We start from the raw sequence: 18,610 nt of genomic DNA on the forward strand, positions 1-18,610 counted from the left end.
TCGCGGCCAACTAGACTGACCCGGTGACATCTGGAGCCGCCCCGCGTCCCGTCCTGGTGATCGACTTCGGCGCGCAATACGCGCAACTGATCGCCCGCCGAGTGCGGGAGGCGCGCGTGTACTCCGAGGTGATCCCGCACACCGCCAGCGTCGAGGAGATCAAGGCGCGCGACCCGCAGGCCATCGTGCTCTCCGGCGGCCCCGCCAGCGTGTACGAGGACGGGGCGCCGCAACTGAACCCCGAACTGTTCGACCTGGACGTGCCGGTGTTCGGCATCTGCTACGGCTTCCAGGCGATGGCCCAGACGCTCGGCGGCACCGTGGCTCAGACCGGCACCCGCGAGTACGGCCGCACCGAATTGAATGTCACTGGCGGAGAACTGCATTCGGATCTGCCCGAGAAGCAGCCGGTGTGGATGAGCCACGGCGACGCGGTGACCGCGGCGCCGGACGGGTTCGAGGTGGTCGCGGTCAGTGCGGGGGCGCCGGTCGCGGCGTTCGAGCACCGGGGCCGGCGGCTGGCCGGTGTGCAGTACCACCCCGAGGTGATGCACACCCCGCACGGGCAACAGGTGCTCAGCCGGTTCCTGCACGAGTTCGCCGGCATCGACTCGACCTGGACGCCGGCCAACATCGCCGACGCGCTCGTCGAGCAGGTCCGCTCACAGATCGGCGACGGGCGGGCGATCTGCGGGCTGTCCGGCGGCGTGGACTCGGCGGTCGCGGCCGCGCTGGTCCAACGCGCCATCGGAGACCGGCTGACCTGTGTGTTCGTCGACCACGGGCTGCTCAGGGCGGGGGAGCGGGCCCAGGTGCAGCGCGATTTCGTCGCCGCCACCCATGCCAACCTGGTCACCGTCGACGTCGCCGACCGGTTCCTCGAGGCGCTGTCGGGGGTGACCAACCCCGAGGGCAAACGCAAGATCATCGGACGGGAGTTCATCCGGGCGTTCGAAGGGGCGGTGCGGGGCCTCGTCGAGGGCGGCGGTCCTGACGTCGACTTCCTGGTGCAGGGCACGCTGTATCCGGACGTGGTGGAGTCCGGCGGCGGGGCGGGCACCGCGAACATCAAGAGCCACCACAACGTCGGCGGCCTGCCCGACGATCTGAAGTTCAAGCTCGTCGAACCCCTGCGGCTGCTGTTCAAAGACGAAGTGCGCGCGGTCGGCCGCGAACTGGGCCTGCCAGAGGAAATCGTTGCGCGCCAACCATTTCCGGGCCCGGGCCTGGGCATCCGGATCGTCGGTGAGGTCACCGCGGCCCGGCTGGAGACGCTGCGGCGCGCCGATGCGATCGCCCGCGAGGAACTGACCGCGGCCGGTCTGGACAACCAGATCTGGCAGTGCCCGGTGGTGCTGCTCGCCGATGTCCGTTCGGTCGGCGTGCAGGGCGACGGCAGGACCTACGGGCATCCGATCGTGCTGCGGCCGGTGTCCAGCGAGGACGCGATGACCGCGGACTGGACGCGGGTGCCCTACGAGGTGCTCGAACGCATCTCCACGCGCATCACCAACGAGGTGGCCGACGTCAACCGGGTTGTGCTCGATGTGACGAGCAAGCCGCCCGGCACCATCGAGTGGGAGTAGCCCCTCTTTCCCTGGCGAGCAGACGCAAACTCGCATGAAACGGGTCGCGCGAACGCGATTCTGTGTCTGCTCGCGCCCCTGAGGCCGCTTGACGGTGTCGGTGGGTAGGTGTTTACTCGGCGTATCGAACATACATTCGAACAACGGGTGATTCTGATGATGCGGGAGGTGCTGCTGTGACAACTGCGGCAAGCCTGGATCAACGTCCGCTTACCCGCGCTGAACAGGTCGAACACCTGCGCCGCAAGATGGCGGAGGTCTCCGGCAAGGTGGGCGCGGCCCGGCGCGGCGTGGCCTCGGCGGTTGATCAACTTCCGGACTCGGAAACTTTGCTGCCGGTGCCCGAAACGCTGGCCGAACTGCTTCCCAAGCCGTTGCCGCGCGGGACGGTGGCAGTGGTCGCGGGAGCCCGGTCGCTGCCGTTGAGCATGATCGCGGCGGTGACGAAGGAGGGCGGGCACGCGGCGATCGTGGGCCAACCCGACGTCGGGCTGCTGGCGGCCGTGGAGATGGGCGCCGATCTGAGCCGGATCGCGGTCATCCCCGAACCCGGCGCCGATCCGGTCGAGGTGGCTGGCGTGTTGATGGACGGGATGGACATTGTCCTGCTCGGGCTGGGCGGGCGGGCGGTGCCGCCCACCCGCGCGCGGGCGGTGGTGGCGCGGGCCCGGCAGAAGGGCTGCACCCTGCTGGTCACCGATGGGGACTGGCAGGGCGCGGCGACCCGACTGGAGGCCCGGGTGAGCGGCTATGAGATCGCCGGTCACGGACGTCCCGGGTTCGGCCGTATCAACCGGGTCCGGCTCGCCATGCGCGCTGTGGGACGGTCGATCGGCCCCGCTCGTGCGGTCGGCGGATGAGCGCTTCGCGGGTGCTGGCCGTCTGGTGCATGGACTGGCCGGCCGTCGCCGCGGCGGCCGCGGCCGACCTGCCGTCGACCACCCCGGTCGCGGTGACCCTTGCCAACCGGGTCATCGCGTGTTCGGCGGCGGCCCGCTCGGTCGGGGTGCGGCGGGGGCTGCGGCGCCGCGAAGCGCAGGCCCGCTGTCCGGAACTGCATGTGGTCGCCGCCGACCCGGCCCGCGACGCGCGGCACTTCGAGCAGGTCACACTCGCCGTGGACGACCTGGTGCCGCGGGCCGAGGTGCTGCGGCCGGGGCTGCTGGTGCTGCCGGTGCGCGGGGCGGCCCGCTACTTCGGCTCCGAGCAGGACGCGGCCGAACGCCTGATCGACACGGTCGCCGCGGCGGGCGCGGAATGTCAGGTCGGGATCGCCGACCAGTTGCCCACCGCGGTCTTCGCCGCGCGCGCGGGGCAGATCGTCGAGCCCGGTCAGGACGCGCAGTTCCTGTCGGGGCTGTCGATCCGCCAGTTGGCCACCGAGCCCAGCCTGGCCGAGGCCGGTCGCGAGGACCTCGTCGACCTGTTGTGGCGCATGGGAATCCGCACCATCGGGCAGTTTGCCGCGCTGTCCCGCAGTGATGTGGCGTCGCGATTCGGCGCCGACGCGGTGGCCGCGCACCAGCTCGCCCGGGGGGAGCCGACGCGGGGTCCGTCGGGACGTGAACCCGAACCCGAACTCGACGCGGTCATGGACTGCGACCCGCCGATCGACCGGGTGGACGCCGCGGCCTTCGCCGGCCGGTCGCTGGCCGCCGATCTGCACCGCATGCTGGCGGCCGCGGGGGTGGGCTGCACCCGGCTGGCCATCCGCGCCGGCACCGCCGACGGCAAAGAGCTGGAACGGGTTTGGCGGTGCGCCGAACCGCTGACCGAGGACGCCACCGCCGACCGGGTGCGCTGGCAGCTCGACGGGTGGCTGAACCGGCGCGATTCATCCGACCGGCCCGCTGCGCCGATCACCGTGCTGCGGCTGCGGCCGGTGGAGGTGGTGTCGGCCGAGGCGCTGCAGCTGCCGCTGTGGGGTGGGGTCGGCGAAGAGGACCGGCTGCGGGCGCGACGCGCGCTGGTGCGCGTGCAGGGGCTGCTCGGTCCGGAGGCGGTGCGGGTTCCGGTGCTGTCCGGCGGCCGCGGACCGGCCGAACGCATCACGCTCACCCCGCTCGGCGACGAACTGGTGCCGCGGGCCGACCCCGCGCAGCCGTGGCCCGGTCAGCTGCCCGAGCCCTCGCCGACGGTGCTGCTCGACGACCCGGTCGAACTGTTCGACGCCGACGACCGCCCGGTGCGGGTCACCGCGCGCGGGTTGTTCTCCGCCGACCCGTGGCGGCTGGCCGCCCCCGGCAAGGCGGTCAAGGCGGGCCGGCTGGCCTGGTGGGCCGGGCCGTGGCCGGTCGACGAACGGTGGTGGGATCCCGACCAAGCCAGGGCCGGCCGCACCGCCCGCGCGCAGGTGCTGCTGGACCGCGACGGCCGGCCCGGTCAGGCCCTGCTGCTGTGCTACCGGCAGCGACGCTGGTACGTCGAAGGGATTTATGAGTGACGTCCGCGTGAAGGGGTATCCGCACAGCGATGACCGCCATACCTCCGGATCCCGACCCAGCCGACGTCCCCGACCTCGAACCCGGCGGCGGAGTGCCGCCCGGGTCGACGCCGCCGGACTCCGACCAGACCTCGGGAGTGGGCGCCGTCGAATCCCCACCCGGACGCAGTCGCTGGACCCCGACCGCGGTCCTCAGCGTCGTCGCGATCGCGCTCTTCGTGCTGCTGTTCCTGTCCGTGGTGGTGTGGATGCTGACCGGCGGACTCTAAACAGGCACCCGCCGGGCGAACGCCCCGACCCGGTCGATGAACCGGTCGAAGAACACGCCCGGGTCCACCCCGACGCCGACCAGCGCGTTGGGCTCGCGACCCCACCGGTGGCTCCAGTCGGCGATCGTCATCCCGCGCGTCAACGTTCCGGTCAGTTCGACGTCGACTGTGGTGGCGCGGCACTCGACCAGGTCCGGGTCCAGCGCCACCGCGGCGGCCAGCGGGTCGTGCAGATGCGCCAGATACCCCTCGCCCTGGTCGAAGTGGAACTCGAAGTAGAACCGCATCGCGTCCTCGAGCACCGCGATCAGCGGATTGGCCGACGCCGACCGGGCGCCGCGGTCGTCGCGCACACTCATCGGGTCTCCCTCTACGCCGGCCGCCGAGGCGAGCCGGTTGAGCAGCGCGGGCGTCATCGCGATGTTCTCGGTCAAGTTCAGCCCCAACACAATCGGCAAATGGGCCGGTTCAGGCCCGCCCCACGCGGAGGCCCACCCTGCGAACACCTCGGCCGCGGCCTCCGGGTCGACGCTGATGTTCCACTCGGCCACCGGGGTGGTGTTGCCGCGGTAGTCGAACGCGCCGCCCATGATCACCAGCCGGCGCAGCAGGGTCGGCAGCGCGGGTTCTCTGCGCATGGCCAGCGCCAGGTTGGTCAGCGGGCCGACGGCGATCGCGACCAGTTCGCCCGGATGCGCCTGCGCCGCACGCACCCACGCGTCGGCGGCGTCATGGCCGGTGAGCCGCAAACCGGTGGCCGGCAGCCGGGCGTACCCCATGCCTTCGGGGCCGTGGGTGTCCTCCGCGGTGCGCAGCGGCGTGCTGAGCGGCGCCTCGGCCCCCTGGGACACCGGGATGCCGGGCAGCCGGCACAACTCGAGCAGCCCGAGGTTGTTACGGCAAACCTGCTGTGCCGGAACGTTTCCCGCGGTCGAAGCGATACCGACCACGTCGGCGTCGTCGCTGGCGAACAGGTAGGCCAGCGCCATCGCGTCGTCCACGCCGGTGTCGACGTCGGCGAAGACCCTCACCCCGCCAACGATAGGGAACCGTGCCTACCAGTGCACACCCGGCACCAGCCGCACCGCGGACTTGATCGGCCGCGGCACCCGCAGGCCCGGCGACACCCGCGCGGGCCGTTTGGGGCGGCGCGCGACGGAACGTGACGACGGCGGCACGCCGCGAGCCGCGGCCGAATCCGGGTAGCCGAGGTAGAGCTGATGAAGGAACCGACGGGACAGCTTCGGGGTCAGGTAGTGGCCGAAATCGGCGAGCGTGCCCAGCGGGGTGTCGATGCGGGCCGGCTTGTCGATGAGCGCCCGCACCACCATCGCCGCGGCGTGTTCGGCGCTGATCGCCGGGACCGGGTTGAGTCGGCGCGACGGCACGATCATCGGGGTGCGTACCAGCGGCATGTGAATGTTGGTGAACGTGATGTGGTCCGACAGTGTCTCGGTGGCCACCACGTCGGCGAACGCGTCGAGCGCGGCCTTGGTCGGCAGGTACGAGCTGTACTTCGGATTGCGGGCCTGCACCCCGGCGCTCGACACGTTGACCACGTGGCCGAATCTGCGTTCGCGCCAATGCGGTAGCAGCGCCAGCACCATCCGCACCGCGCCGAAGTAGTTGACCGCCATCACCCGCTCGTAGTCGTGCAGGCGGTCCGTCGAGGCGTTCACCGAGCGGCGGATCGACCGCCCGGCGTTGTTGACCAGGTAGTCCACGTGGTCGAACCGGCCGAGGATGTCCTTGACCGTGCTGTCCACCGACGTCGAATCGGTGACGTCACAGGTGAACGCGTGCGCCTGACCGCCGCGGGCCCGGATGTCGGCGACCAACTCGTCGAGCGCATCGGCGTTGCGCGCCAACGCGAACACGCATCCACCGCGCTCGGCGACCGCGATCGCCGCGGCCCGGCCGATCCCGCTCGACGCGCCGGTGATGATGACGTGCCTGCCGACCAGCGGTCCGGCCGGATCGTCGCGGCGCGCCCGGTCCGGGTCGAGGTTCTCGGCCCAGTAGCGCCACAGCCCGGGCGCGTAGTCGGAGAACTCGGGCACCGTGATCCCGGTGCCGCGCAATGCTTCTGCGGTGTTGTCGGCGGTGAACACCGGCATCAGGTCCACGACGTCGAGGACCTCGGCGGGCAGCCCGAGCTGGGTGACGGCCATGTTGCGCACCACCTTGGCGCGTCCGCCGACGGTCAGCAACGGCGTCGCCGCGGCCCGCGGCAGGGACCCCCGCAGTGGCGGCAGCCCGGCGGTCTTGGCCACCGCGCGGTAGATGCCCGGCAGCCCAATGGCTTTCGGTGCGGTCAGGTGGAACGTCTGCCAGTCGCGGTCGGGCGCGTGCATCAGCGCGACCAGCGCGTCGGTGACGTAGTCGACGGGCACCAGGTTGGTGCGGCCGACGTCGGGCAGCGCCATCGGCGTCAGCGACGGCAGCTTGGCCAGCTTCGCCAGCAGCGGGAAGAAGTAGTACGGGCCGTCGACCTTGTCCATCTCGCCGGTGCGGGAGTCGCCGACCACGACCGCCGGCCGGTACACCCGGTAGCGCAGTCCCGCGGTGGTGCGGACGAGCTGTTCGGCCTCGAACTTGGTCTGGTGGTAAGGGGTGGGGAGGTCCTGGCCGATGTCGAAGTCGTCCTCGGTGAACTGGCCGCGGAAGGTGCCCGCGACCGCGATCGACGACACGTGATGCAGCGTCGCGTCCAGCCGCAACGCCAGCCCGATCACCGCGCGGGTGCCGTCGACGTTGGCCGCGCGCTGCTTGGCGTCGGAGGCGGTGATGTCGTACACGGCGCCGCAGTGCACCACGTGGTCGACGGGAGCGAGCTCGGCGAGCACGTCGGGCGAGAGGCCCAGATCCGGTGCGGACAGGTCGCCCACCAGCGGTTTGACGCGTTCACCCCAGGCGGTGGCCAACCGTTCGAAGCGGGACAGCGAGCCTCGTCGGACCAGGACCAGCACCTCGGCGTCGGGGTCGCGGTCCAGCAACCGGGACACCACTCGCCGGCCAATGAACCCGGTACCGCCGGTAACGACATAACGCATGCGGGTCATCGTGGTCCTCGGACGGGGAAACGTCAATGCCGGCGGTGACGGCGGTTATCGTCCCGGTATGCCTCTCGACCCCAACGCCATCGGCGCCAAGACCGACCCGTACCCGTTTGAGTGGACCGACCGGGACACGCTGCTCTACGCCCTCGGCGTCGGCGCGGGAACCGCCGATCTCGCGTTCACCACCGAGAACAGCCGCGGCATCGAACAGCAGGTGCTGCCCACCTACGCGGTGATCGCCTGCCTGCCGTTCGCGGCGATCGGGCTGGTGGGTTCGTTCAACTTCGCGATGCTGCTGCACGGCTCGCAGGGCATCCGGCTCTACGAACCGCTCAAGCCGGCGGGCCGGCTCAGCGTCGTCGCCGAGGTCGTCGACCTGCAGGACAAGGGTGAGGGTAAGAACGCGATCGTGATGCTCAAGGCCACGGGCACCGATCCGGACACCTCGGCCGTCGTCACCGAGACCTTCACCACCGCGGTCCTGCGCGGTGAAGGCGGATTCGGCGGGCAGCCGGGGCAGCGGCCCGTCGCACCGGAGATCCCCGAGCGCGAGCCCGATGCGCGAATCTCGTTGCCCACCAGAGAAGATCAGGCACTCATCTACCGGCTCTCCGGGGACCGCAACCCGCTGCACAGCGACCCGTGGTTCGCCCGCGAGCTCGCCGGGTTCCCCAAACCGATCCTGCACGGGCTGTGCACCTACGGGGTGGCGGGCCGCGCGCTGGTCGCCGAACTCGGCGGCGGCGACGCCAGGAAGGTCCGCGCCATCGACGCGCGGTTCACCTCGCCGGTGTTCCCGGGGGAGACGCTGACGACGTCGATCTGGCGGACCGGGAACGGGCGCGCGGTGTTCCGCACCGAGGCGGCTGAACCCGACGGGGCCAATGCCCGACTGGTGCTCGAGGATGGCGCCGCCGAGTACGACGACTGACCGTCATTTGGCCGATCCGCGGGCATCGACCGCCGCTCATTGACAGGATGGTCCACTATGAGGTTCGTCGTTGGTTACCTGGCCACCCCGGGCGGTGCCGATGCGTTGGCGCTCGGCATCCGATTCGCCCGCACGCTCGGCGCCGAACTCGATCTCTGCATGGTGCTCCCGCCGGACCGGGTGCTGCCGTCGATCAAGCCGGTCGGCGATTTCGAGCACCACCTCGTCGCTCAGGCCGAGGAGTGGCTGGCCGCGGCCGTGGCGAAGGTGCCCGACGACATCGTCGCCCGCGGACACGTCCGCATCAACGACTCCATCGCCGACGGGTTGATCCAGGAGGCCGCGCGCGCCGAGGCCGAGATGATCATCGTCGGCGGTGCCGGTGGGGGGCTGGCCGGCGGATACTCGCTGGGTTCGGTGGTCAACGGTCTACTGCACTCCGCGCCGCTTCCGGTGGCCGTGGCGCCGCGCGGGATGCGCAATTCGGCCGTCGACCGCGTGCGGGAGGCTACCTGCGCGATCGGTGAGCGTGAGGGCGCAGATGTCTTGCTGGACACCGCGGTTCGTTATGGCCGTGCGGCGGGCACCCCGCTTCGGCTGGTGTCGCTGGTGGCGCTGGATCCGACGTTCGGTGCGCTGCGTGGGGACGGTGACGCGGTGCGCGAACGGGCGAGGGCGCACGCGCGCTCAGTACTCGAATCGGCCAAGGCCGAGTTGCCTGAGGGCTTCCCGGTGACCTCGACCATCGTCGAGGGCTCGACGGTCGAGGACGCGGTCGGCAAGCTCGACTGGCGCGACGGGGACCTGATCATGGTCGGGTCCAGCCGGCTCAGCGCGCCGCGGCGGCTGTTTCTGGGGTCGACGGCGGCCAAGATGCTGCGGGTGCTCGACGTCCCGATGGTGGTGGTGCCGCGCGACCCGCTCGGCCCCGACGACCTGCCCTAGTGTCGTGAGTCGAAAGTTCAGACACAGCAGTGGTCTGGATTCGGACCGGCCACATGGTCTCGACGTTCTTCGAGATCTGCACGAGGGCTGTGAAACCGCGCTGGTAACGACCCTCATGCAGATTTTCGCGGCCCAGATGACCCATGACGATGTACTGCACCCGATTTAACGACTCACGACACTAGCGAATCAAGATCGAACGCATGTTCGATAGACTGTCGGCATGGGTTGGCATACCGGGCCGCCGAGCTGGTCGGAGATGGAGCGTGTCCTCTCAGGCCGTTTGCCTCGGCCCGCCGAGGGTGGAAAGCCGCGCCGCGCCGGCTGGCCCATCGACGAGCAGATCGGCGACGGCGGTGACAGCCCGGCCTGGTCACGCAAACGGGGGGAGTACCAGCCGCTCGACGTGCAGCGGCCGGCCTCGGCGACCCCGTACGCCGAACTGCACGCCCACTCGGCGTACAGCTTCCTCGACGGCGCCAGCACGCCGGAGGAACTCGTCGAGGAAGCCGTCCGGCTCGACCTGCGCGCGATCGCGCTGACCGACCACGACGGCCTCTACGGCGTGGTGCGGTTCGCCGAGGCCGCCAAGGAACTGCAGATGTCGACGGTGTTCGGCGCCGAGCTGTCGCTGAGCGGCGGCGACCGCACCGAGGACCCCGATCCGCCGGGCCCGCATCTGCTGGTGCTGGCGCGCGGCCCGGAGGGCTACCGGCGGTTGTCGCGCGAACTCGCCAAGGCGCACCTGGCGGGCGGGCAGAAAGGCGTCCTGCGCTACGACTACGACGCGCTGACCGAGGCGGCGGGCGGGCACTGGCACATCCTCACCGGCTGCCGTAAAGGCCATGTCCGACAGGCACTTTCAGAGGGCGGCCCGGAGGCCGCCGCCGCCGCGCTGGCCGACCTGGTGGACCGGTTCGGCCGCGACCGGGTCAGTGTCGAGCTCACCCACCACGGGCACCCGTGCGACGACGAACGCAATGCGCTGCTGGCCGACCTGGCGCCGCGGTTCGGTCTCGGCGTGGTGGCCACCACCGCGGCGCACTTCGCCGAGCCGTCACGGGGCCGGCTGGCGATGGCGATGGGCGCGATCCGGGCCCGCAACTCGATGGATGAGGCCGCCGGATACCTTGCACCGCTGGGTGGTTCGCATCTGCGGTCGGGTGCCGAGATGGCCCAGCTGTTCGCCGACCGACCCGAAGTGGTGACCGCGGCGGCCGACCTGGGTGAGCAGTGCGCATTCGAACTCGCGCTGATCGCGCCGCGGCTGCCACCGTTCGACGTGCCCGCCGGGCACACCGAGAACAGCTGGCTGCGGCACCTGGTGATGGAGGGGGCGCGCCGGCGCTACGGTCCGCCTGCGCGCGCACCGCGGGCGTACGCGCAGATCGAACACGAGCTGCGGGTCATCGAGCAGCTGAACTTCCCCGGCTATTTCCTGGTGGTCCACGACATCACCCGGTTCTGCAGGGAGAACTCCATTCTGGCTCAGGGCAGGGGATCGGCGGCCAACTCGGCGGTCTGCTATGCGCTCGGGGTCACCAACGTCGACCCGGTGGCCAACGAGTTGCTGTTCGAGCGGTTCCTGTCGCCCGCCCGCGACGGCCCACCCGACATCGACATCGACATCGAATCCGACCTGCGCGAGAACGCGATCCAGTACGTCTACCAGCGCTACGGACGCGACTACGCCGCGCAGGTGGCCAACGTGATCACCTACCGGGGTCGCAGCGCGGTGCGCGACATGGCCCGCGCGCTGGGGTTCTCCCAGGGGCAGCAGGACGCGTGGAGCAAACAGCTCGGCCAGTGGGGCAACCTGGCCGACGCACCCCATACCGAGGACATCCCCGACCAGGTGATCGAACTGGCCAAACAGGTGTCGAACCTGCCGCGGCACATGGGGATTCACTCCGGCGGCATGGTGATCTGTGACCGTCCGATCGCCGACGTGTGCCCGGTCGAGTGGGCCCGGATGGAGAACCGCAGCGTGCTGCAGTGGGACAAGGACGACTGCGCGGCGATCGGACTGGTCAAGTTCGACATGCTGGGCCTGGGCATGCTCTCGGCGCTGCACTACTGCATCGACCTGGTGCGTGAGCACAAGGGCATCGACGTCGACCTCGCCCAACTGGATCTGTCCGAACCCGCGGTGTACGAGATGCTGCAGAGAGCCGACTCCGTCGGGGTGTTCCAGGTGGAGTCGCGCGCGCAGATGGCCACCCTGCCCCGGCTGAAACCGCGGGTGTTCTACGACCTGGTGGTCGAGGTGGCGCTGATCCGTCCCGGCCCGATCCAGGGTGGTTCGGTGCATCCGTACATCAAGCGGCGCAACGGGGAAGAGGCGGTCACCTACGAGCATCCGTCGATGGAACCGGCACTGCACAAGACGCTGGGGGTGCCGCTGTTCCAGGAACAGCTCATGCAGCTGGCGGTGGACTGCGCGGGGTTCACCGCCGCCGAGGCCGACCAGTTGCGCCGCGCGATGGGCTCCAAGCGGTCCACCGAACGGATGCGCCGGTTGCGGGGCCGGTTCTACGACGGGATGCGTCAGCGGCACGGCATCACCGGCGAGGTGGCCGACCGCATCTACGAGAAGCTGGAGGCGTTCGCGAACTTCGGGTTCCCCGAAAGCCATTCGCTGAGCTTCGCTTCGCTGGTGTTCTACTCGTCGTGGTTCAAGCTGCACCATCCCGCCGCGTTCTGCGCCGCGCTGCTGCGGGCCCAGCCGATGGGGTTCTACTCGCCGCAGACCCTGGTGGCCGATGCGCGCAGGCACGGTGTCGCCGTCCACGGGCCCGACGTCAACGCCAGCCTCGCCCACGCCACCTTGGAAAACGCAGGCTCTGAGGTGCGGTTGGGGCTGGGCAATGTCCGCCACATCGGCGACGAACTGGCCGAGCTGATCGTCGAGGAACGAAAGACCCACGGCGCGTTCGGCTCCCTGCTGGACCTGACCCAGCGGGTGCAGTTGTCGGTACCGCAGACCGAGGCGCTGGCCACCGCGGGAGCGCTGGGCTGCTTCGGGATCACCCGGCGCGAGGGGCTGTGGGCGGCGGGCGCGGCGGCGAGCCAACGACCCGATCGGCTGCCCGGAGTGGGCGCGTCATCGCATGTTCCGTCCCTGCCCGGGATGACCGAACTGGAGTTGGCGGCCGCCGACGTCTGGGCCACCGGCGTCTCGCCCGACAGCTTCCCGACGCAGTTCCTGCGCGAGGATCTCGAGGCTCTCGGGGTGGTTCCGGCGGACCGGTTGCTCAGCGTGCCCGACGGTTCCCGGGTGCTGGTCGCCGGGGCCGTGACCCACCGCCAGCGGCCCGCGACCGCGCAGGGCGTCACGTTCCTCAACCTCGAGGACGAAACCGGGATGGTCAACGTCGTGTGCTCGCGCGGAGTATGGGCCCGCCACCGCAAGCTGGCGCAGACGGCGGCGGCCCTACTCGTCCGGGGTCGGGTTCAGAACGCGACCGGAGCGGTGACCGTCGTCGCCGAGCGTCTGGGACAGCTCACGATGGCGGTCAGCTCTCGATCCCGCGACTTCCGTTAGCCCTCACCCGATTCGGCCCCGGACGCACCCGCCGAGTCGTCGTCCCCGTCATTCTCGGCCGATGGCGCATCGGTGTCGTCCGAGTCGTCGGTGGAGTCATCGGTGGTGTCGGTGCCGCCGGCCTTCGCGGGCCGGGCCACGATGCCGACTCGCACGTCGGGCGTGCGTGACTTCGTCACCGTCTCCTCAGCGAGATCGGCGTCGTCGTCCGATACCACCGCCGGATCTGTTGCACCGCCGGACTGCTCCTCCTGGGACTCCTCTTCCTCCTTCGCCTCGTCGGTCGACTCGCCCTCGGCAGCCGACCCCTCGACGGCACCCGTCTCCTCTTCACCCTCGGGTTCGCTCTCGGGCGTCTCGGTCGGCTCGACCGTGACCGACTCGGTCGGCTCCTCGGCCTCGAGCGACTCCTCGACAGTTCCCTCGGGCTCGACCGTCTCGTCCGAAATCGGCCGCGCCGCAACAACATCCCCGGTGACATCTTCGGTGACGTCTTCGGTGACATTCTCGGTGGCCAACGCCGACGCCGCCGACCTGGCACCCTCGGCGACGGCCGACTGGACCTCGGGCGCCACGGCCGGAGCCACGGCGCTGCCCGGGTTGAAAATCGCGGCGATCGCCTGCACGACGGCGGTCAACGCCGCATTCACCGAGTTGATCAGGCCCTCGACCTGCTGCTGCAACAGAGCCACAGTCGCCTGGATCTGATTGATGAACGCCTGCAGCGCCTGGGCGATGGCCTCACCCAGATTGCCCGGACCGCCGTTCGTCGGAGGGGGATCGGTCGGGTTCGTCGGATCCGCCAGGAAGTCCTTGAGCCACTTGGCCGCTTCCTTGGCCACCCACTCGCCGGTGAGGAGGTCGTACTTGAACAGGCCCAGCGACGTCGCCTCGGTCAGCTCTCCGCTGATGTAGGCATCGCGCAACGTGTAGAGGAACGCCGGACCCGTGAACTTGGTGCCGTCCTCGTCCTCGAGTTCCGCCCAGGCGGTGAGGAAGTCCTGGATGTAGCGCTGCTGCTGCTCCTCGGTGACCCCGTTGACACCGAAGGTCGGCAGCCCGTACTCCGTCGCCCAGATTCGAAGGTCCGCATCACCGTTGTCGATCATCATCTGCCGGATCGCCAGCACCTGCTCGAGCGGCGAATTCGCCTTCCACGGCTCGCTGTTGGTGACCTCACCCTCGGAGAACGGCAGGCTGTAGTGATAGGGGTGGAACGACAGCGCGTCGAAGAATCCCTGCGCACCGTTCTGGTACATCGTGGCCACGAACGTCCGCGGATCGAGCGTGAAGGGGCTGGTGACAACCGCTCCCAGCACACCCGCGACGACCAGCGGGTCGTTGGGGTCCTCGCCGTTGACGTTCTTGATCGCGGTGTAGGCGGCTTTGAGGACCTCGGTGTAGAGGGCCGCGTCGACGTTCGGCGCCCAACCGGTCACCGAGTTCGGCTCGTTCCAGATCTCGTAGGCGCCGACCTTGTCGCCGTAGCGCTGCACGACCCGGGCCGCATACTGCGCGTAGAGGTCGGGATCGGGGGCCTCTTCCAACCCGATGGTCGCCCACGGCTCGGGGAAGTTGCCACCCCACTCGGGAGCGTGGTTGAGCACGCCGAGCACTGCCATGCCCCGCTCGGCGGCGCGGTTGATGATGTAGTCCGAACGCGCCCAGTACGACTGCTCGATCGGGGAGGGCATCGTTCCCGGCGGGCCGAACGGCTCGTTGCCGCGCCAGGGGATGATCACGCGGACGGTGTTGACACCCAACTGCTGCATCGCGTCGAGGTGCTCGTCCATCGCGGCGAAGTCCGGCGCGCCGGTCGGCGTGGTCAGCTCCCAGATGTGCGAGTCCGCGATCCCGACCGTGGAACCCGACTCCTCGATGGCCGCGGTCAGGACGTAGGGCATCGAGACCCGCACGCGCTTCTCGCTGAGCAAATCCCCCGCCACCATGAGCATGGACGCCATCGGGATCATCATGACCACCGTCAGCACCGAGCTCCAGCGCCGCCGCAACGGAGTCCATAACCTCATGTGTGCTCCCCTCGAGTCTGGTCCAGCGAGGCATATGTTGACTTATGCCATTCAAGTTAGCCGAACGTGAGACCACCTTCCCCCATTTTTGACGGATGCGGTAATTGATCTTGTCGAGATTCTCTTGGTTAACTTCGCTGGCGCTCCACAGTGTGCGCAAATTAGCGAATTCAGCAATGCTGGCCGCTGGCGCCGATACCTGTCCAGTTGCGCAGGTTTACTTCGCATAACGGCGTCTAGCTGCTTATATAAGACGAATTACGTACGTCGGAAGCGGGTGCTGGGCGACTGCTCTGCAACCTCGCGGTGCAAATTCAGCAAAGGACGTCGCTGTGCTGCAGCAACTGCAGACATCGATTGTTGTCAAATTCACGATCGAATCGTGACGGTTCGCGACGCCGTCACCTCTCGGGCTTGCGGACGGCGACCGCCGGGGCGGTGCGTGCCGGGCGGCCTGGCGCCGGACCGCTGTCGCGGCCGTGCTCCGTGACCGCCTCACGGGCGCGGAATCGACCTCGGCAGCGCCCTTGACGGGGTGCCGGGCCGGCGCCGCCGTTCTACCGTCCAGCAAACGCGTGAGGCCGGTCCGGCGGCAACCCGAAGTGACCGCGCGGCCGCGGATCGTTACCGTTGAACGGTGCGGCGACCCGGCTTCCTTCTCATCGGCGCGGGCACCGCGCTCATCGCGTGTTGCTACGGTTTCGGTCGGTTCTCCTACGGCCTGTTCGGCCCGGTGTTCGCCGAGAATTTCGGCCTGAACGCCACGATCACCGGCGCGATCGGCGCCGGAAGCTATGTCGGGTACTGCCTGGCGATCGCCGTGAGCCTGCTGCTGACCGACCGCCTGGGACCCCGAGTGGTCGCGGTGTCTGCCGGAGTGGTTGCGACAGTGGGTATCTCGATCATCGCGATGGCGCCGACGGCCTGGGTGCTGGCGGCCGGTGTGCTGATCGCGGGCTGCAGCACAGGGATCGTGTCACCGCCGTTGGCCGCGGCCGTGGCCCAGCACGTGCCTGAAGAGTCCGCCGACCGCGCGCAGACTGTGGTCAACGGCGGCACCGGGATCGGCGTGTTGCTCTCGGCGCCGATCGCGCTGTTGCTGCTGAGTCACTGGCGCGGCGCCTGGGTGATCTTCGCCGTGATCACGGCGATCGTGACGGTGTGGGTCCTTCGCGCCATCCCGCCGTCGACACATCAGCGTTCCTCGCTGGTCGTCGACAGGCCCTGGCGCGCAGGGACGTTGACCCTGCTGCTGGCCTCGCTGCTGACCGGTTTCGGCAGCGTCGCGGTCTGGACGTTCGGCCGCGATCTGATCACCACGGTGGGCGGAGCCGACGCGCCCCGTTCGTCGCTGATGTGGATCGTGATCGGTGCGGCCGGCATCGCCGGCGCGTTGGCCGGGGACGCCGCGCAGCGGATCGGCCTGCACCGCGCGTGGGTCATCGCCACCGCGACGATGGCGTCGGCGTCGTTGTTGCTGGCCGCCGCCCCGTCCAACCTCGCGGTGATCATCGTGGCGTCAACGTTGTTCGGCGCGGCCTACATCGCCTTGACCGGGCTCGCGTTGCTGTGGAGCGCGCGGCTGTATCCGGACAGCACGTCGTTCGGCGTCGGGCTGAGTTTCTTCACGATCGCCGCCGGACAGGCCCTGGGCGCACCCGCGGCCGGTGCGCTGGTCGACGCGACCGGTGGCAGAACCGCATTCGTGGTGATCGCCGTGATCGGGCTGTGCGCGGCCGCCGTGCAACCCGCGCGCTCGCCGGCGACGGCCCCCGACCGCGAATGTAGTGTCGAGAAATGACTTTGAACCTGTCTGTCGACGAAGTCCTGACCACCACCCGGTCGGTGCGCAAGCGGCTCGATCTGGAAAAGCCGGTGCCGCGCGAGATTCTGCTCGAATGCCTCGACATCGCGCTGCAGGCGCCGACGGGATCCAATGCGCAGGGCTGGCAGTGGGTGTTCGTCGACGATCCGGACAAGAAGAAGGCGCTGGCCGACATCTACCGGCACAACGCGACGCCGTACCTCGACGCGCCCAAGCCCGAGTTCGGTGACGCCCGAGACGAGCAGCGGCCCCTGGTGACCGAGTCGGCGAAGTACCTCAACGACCACCTGCACGAGGTCCCGGTGATGCTGATCCCGTGCCTGGAAGGACGTCCCGACGGAGTGCCCGCCGGTCAGAGCGCCGGATTCTGGGGTTCACTGCTGCCCGCGGTCTGGAGCTACATGCTCGCCCTGCGCGCCCGCGGACTCGGGTCGGCGTGGACGACGCTGCATCTGATCGGCAAGGGGGAGAAGCTGGCCGCCGAGGTCCTCGGCATCCCGTACGAGCAGTACAGCCAGGGCGGGCTCTTCCCGATCGCCTACACCAAGGGCACCGACTTCCGGCGCGCCAAGCGACTGCCCGCCGAGCAGTTCGCCCACTTCAACGCCTGGTGACGCTCAGAGCCCGCCGCTGAACCCGTGCTGGCGCCACGCCTCGTAGACCGCGACCGCGGCGGCGTTCGACAGGTTCAGCGAACGCCGGCCCGGCAGCATCGGGATCCGCAGTTGGTCGGTGATGTGCGGGTCGGCCAGCGTCGCGTCGTCCAGACCGGTGGGCTCAGGCCCGAACATCAGCACGTCGTCGGGCCGGTAGGCGACGTCGGCGAACGACGTCGTCGCGTGGGCTGTGAACGCGAACACCCGCTGCGGAGCCAGCGCCCGCCAGGCACTGGGCAGGTCGGGATGCACGGTCACCGACGCCAGGTCGTGGTAGTCGAGGCCGGCGCGGCGCAGTTTGGGCTCGGACAGGTCGAAGCCCAGCGGTTCCACCAGATGCAGTTCACATCCGGTGCCGGCCACCATGCGGATCGCGTTACCGGTGTTCGGCGCGATTCGCGGCGAGTAGAACAGCAGCCGAAACACCACACCTCCGATCGAGCGCCCGGGCATCGCAATAATGGTGGCATGGTCGCGCAGAGCCTTTGGATGCAGAAAGTCGCGGCCGATCCCGCGCACTCGTCGTGGTACATCGAGCGGTTCCGGGCGATGGCGCGCGCCGGCGAGGACCTGACCGGCGAGGCCCGCTTCATCGACGCGATCGCGCCCCGCGACGCCCACATCCTCGACGCGGGCTGCGGGCCCGGCCGGGTGGGCGGGTATCTGGCGGGCGCAGGACACCGCGTCGTCGGTGTCGACGTCGACCCGGCGCTCATCGAAGCCGCCGAAGAGGACTATCCCGGGCCGCGGTGGCTCGTCGGCGATCTGGCCGAACTGGACCTGCCCGCCCGTGGCATCGCCGACCCGTTCGACGTGATCGTGTCCGCGGGCAACGTGATGACGTTCCTGGCGCCCAGCACGCGCGGTCTGGTCCTGCAGCGCCTCCGTGCCCATCTGCGCGACGACGGTCGCGCGGTGATCGGGTTCGGCGCTGGACGCGGTTACCCGTTCGGCGACTTCCTCGACGATGCGGACGCCGCCGGCCTGGCGCCCGATCTGCTGCTGTCGACCTGGGATGTGCGGCCGTTCGGCGACGATTCGGATTTCCTGGTCGCGCTCCTGCGGCCGGCCTGACGTCGCGCGCGCATCACGATCGCGTTCCGGTATTTGCTCGATTGCGAACAACTGCCTCCGAACTGCGCGTTCGCTCTCTGTCTGTTCAGTAAGAATTGTGGAACCCGCATCGCAACGCTGGCATACTCGATCAATTGCCAGGGGCCGAGCGTGCCCGCCGGGGAGGGCAATAGCAACTGGAGAAGCTGAAATCAGCAGGAAGTCAGATGAACGACGCGCCAATACAGAAATTCGGATCGCAGGCCGGT

At 69.6% G+C, this 18,610-nt stretch carries 14 protein-coding genes; 10 read left to right on the plus strand and 4 right to left on the minus strand.

Going from position 1 to position 18,610, the window contains the following annotated elements:
• Positions 1-23: 23 nt before the first annotated feature.
• The 4 genes from guaA to BHQ18_RS15815 all read left to right on the plus strand — a co-directional run bounded on the left by guaA (position 24) and on the right by BHQ18_RS15815 (position 4,298).
• The gene (gene guaA, locus BHQ18_RS15800; RefSeq protein ID WP_069414584.1) at positions 24-1,586 is read left to right on the plus strand and encodes a glutamine-hydrolyzing GMP synthase; all 1,563 of its coding nucleotides are present in this window, start codon (positions 24-26) and stop codon (positions 1,584-1,586) included.
• Between the two features lie 176 nt (positions 1,587-1,762).
• Positions 1,763-2,446, plus strand: coding sequence for a DnaE2-dependent mutagenesis accessory factor ImuA' (locus BHQ18_RS15805; protein ID WP_069414585.1), 684 nt, complete (start codon positions 1,763-1,765; stop codon positions 2,444-2,446).
• Complete coding sequence (locus tag BHQ18_RS15810; RefSeq protein ID WP_069414586.1) at positions 2,443-4,029, plus strand: DNA polymerase Y family protein; 1,587 nt, start codon at positions 2,443-2,445, stop codon at positions 4,027-4,029. Before BHQ18_RS15805 ends, BHQ18_RS15810 begins: the two co-directional genes overlap by 4 nt.
• Positions 4,030-4,058: 29 nt before the next feature.
• Positions 4,059-4,298, plus strand: a complete 240-nt coding sequence (locus tag BHQ18_RS15815) for a DUF6480 family protein (RefSeq protein WP_069414587.1) — start codon at positions 4,059-4,061, stop codon at positions 4,296-4,298.
• Here the strand turns inward: BHQ18_RS15815 and BHQ18_RS15820 are convergent.
• Together BHQ18_RS15820 and BHQ18_RS15825 are read right to left on the minus strand one after the other, a co-directional pair.
• A complete protein-coding gene (locus BHQ18_RS15820) occupies positions 4,295-5,329 on the minus strand; it encodes a nucleoside hydrolase (RefSeq protein WP_084294101.1) in 1,035 nt (344 codons plus the stop codon). The two genes, BHQ18_RS15815 and BHQ18_RS15820, sit on opposite strands and share 4 nt — an antisense overlap.
• A 24-nt stretch (positions 5,330-5,353) precedes the next feature.
• A complete protein-coding gene (locus BHQ18_RS15825; protein WP_205866119.1) occupies positions 5,354-7,351 on the minus strand; it encodes an SDR family oxidoreductase in 1,998 nt (665 codons plus the stop codon).
• A gap of 67 nt (positions 7,352-7,418) precedes the next feature.
• On the opposite strand from BHQ18_RS15825, the gene BHQ18_RS15830 reads away from it, so the two are divergent.
• From BHQ18_RS15830 to BHQ18_RS15840, 3 genes are all read left to right on the plus strand, one after another.
• Positions 7,419-8,288 (plus strand): MaoC family dehydratase, encoded by an 870-nt coding sequence (locus BHQ18_RS15830; RefSeq protein ID WP_069414589.1) that lies wholly within the window; start codon positions 7,419-7,421, stop codon positions 8,286-8,288.
• 57 nt (positions 8,289-8,345) lie between these two features.
• Positions 8,346-9,233 (plus strand): universal stress protein, encoded by an 888-nt coding sequence (locus BHQ18_RS15835; RefSeq protein WP_069414590.1) that lies wholly within the window; start codon positions 8,346-8,348, stop codon positions 9,231-9,233.
• Between the two features lie 223 nt (positions 9,234-9,456).
• Positions 9,457-12,777: an error-prone DNA polymerase gene (locus tag BHQ18_RS15840; RefSeq protein ID WP_069414591.1), complete on the plus strand. Its 3,321-nt coding sequence runs from the start codon at positions 9,457-9,459 to the stop codon at positions 12,775-12,777.
• Here the strand turns inward: BHQ18_RS15840 and BHQ18_RS15845 are convergent.
• Positions 12,774-14,807, minus strand: a complete 2,034-nt coding sequence (locus BHQ18_RS15845; RefSeq protein WP_084294102.1) for a cellulase family glycosylhydrolase — start codon at positions 14,805-14,807, stop codon at positions 12,774-12,776. The genes BHQ18_RS15840 and BHQ18_RS15845 overlap by 4 nt on opposite strands.
• Before the next feature lie 637 nt (positions 14,808-15,444).
• Here BHQ18_RS15845 and BHQ18_RS15850 point away from each other — a divergent pair.
• Both BHQ18_RS15850 and BHQ18_RS15855 read left to right on the plus strand, forming a co-directional pair.
• A complete protein-coding gene (locus BHQ18_RS15850; protein WP_069414593.1) occupies positions 15,445-16,608 on the plus strand; it encodes an MFS transporter in 1,164 nt (387 codons plus the stop codon).
• Entirely contained in the window at positions 16,605-17,246 is a 642-nt protein-coding gene (locus BHQ18_RS15855) for a nitroreductase family protein (RefSeq protein ID WP_069414594.1), read from the plus strand. The genes BHQ18_RS15850 and BHQ18_RS15855 overlap by 4 nt, the downstream gene beginning before the upstream one ends.
• A gap of 3 nt (positions 17,247-17,249) precedes the next feature.
• Here the strand turns inward: BHQ18_RS15855 and BHQ18_RS15860 are convergent, their stop codons facing one another.
• On the minus strand, positions 17,250-17,714 hold the full coding sequence (locus BHQ18_RS15860; RefSeq protein ID WP_069414723.1) for a tRNA (cytidine(34)-2'-O)-methyltransferase: 465 nt from the start codon (positions 17,712-17,714) through the stop codon (positions 17,250-17,252).
• Positions 17,715-17,756: 42 nt separating this feature from the next.
• Here BHQ18_RS15860 and BHQ18_RS15865 point away from each other — a divergent pair, with 42 nt between their 5' ends.
• Positions 17,757-18,362 carry a class I SAM-dependent methyltransferase gene (locus BHQ18_RS15865; RefSeq protein WP_069414595.1) on the plus strand — a complete coding sequence of 202 codons (606 nt, stop codon included), beginning with the start codon at positions 17,757-17,759 and terminating at the stop codon, positions 18,360-18,362.
• Positions 18,363-18,610: the final 248 nt, after the last annotated feature.

The sequence above is a fragment of the Mycolicibacterium flavescens genome (genome assembly GCF_001722335.1).
Taxonomy (GTDB): Bacteria; Actinomycetota; Actinomycetes; order Mycobacteriales; family Mycobacteriaceae; genus Mycobacterium; species Mycobacterium flavescens.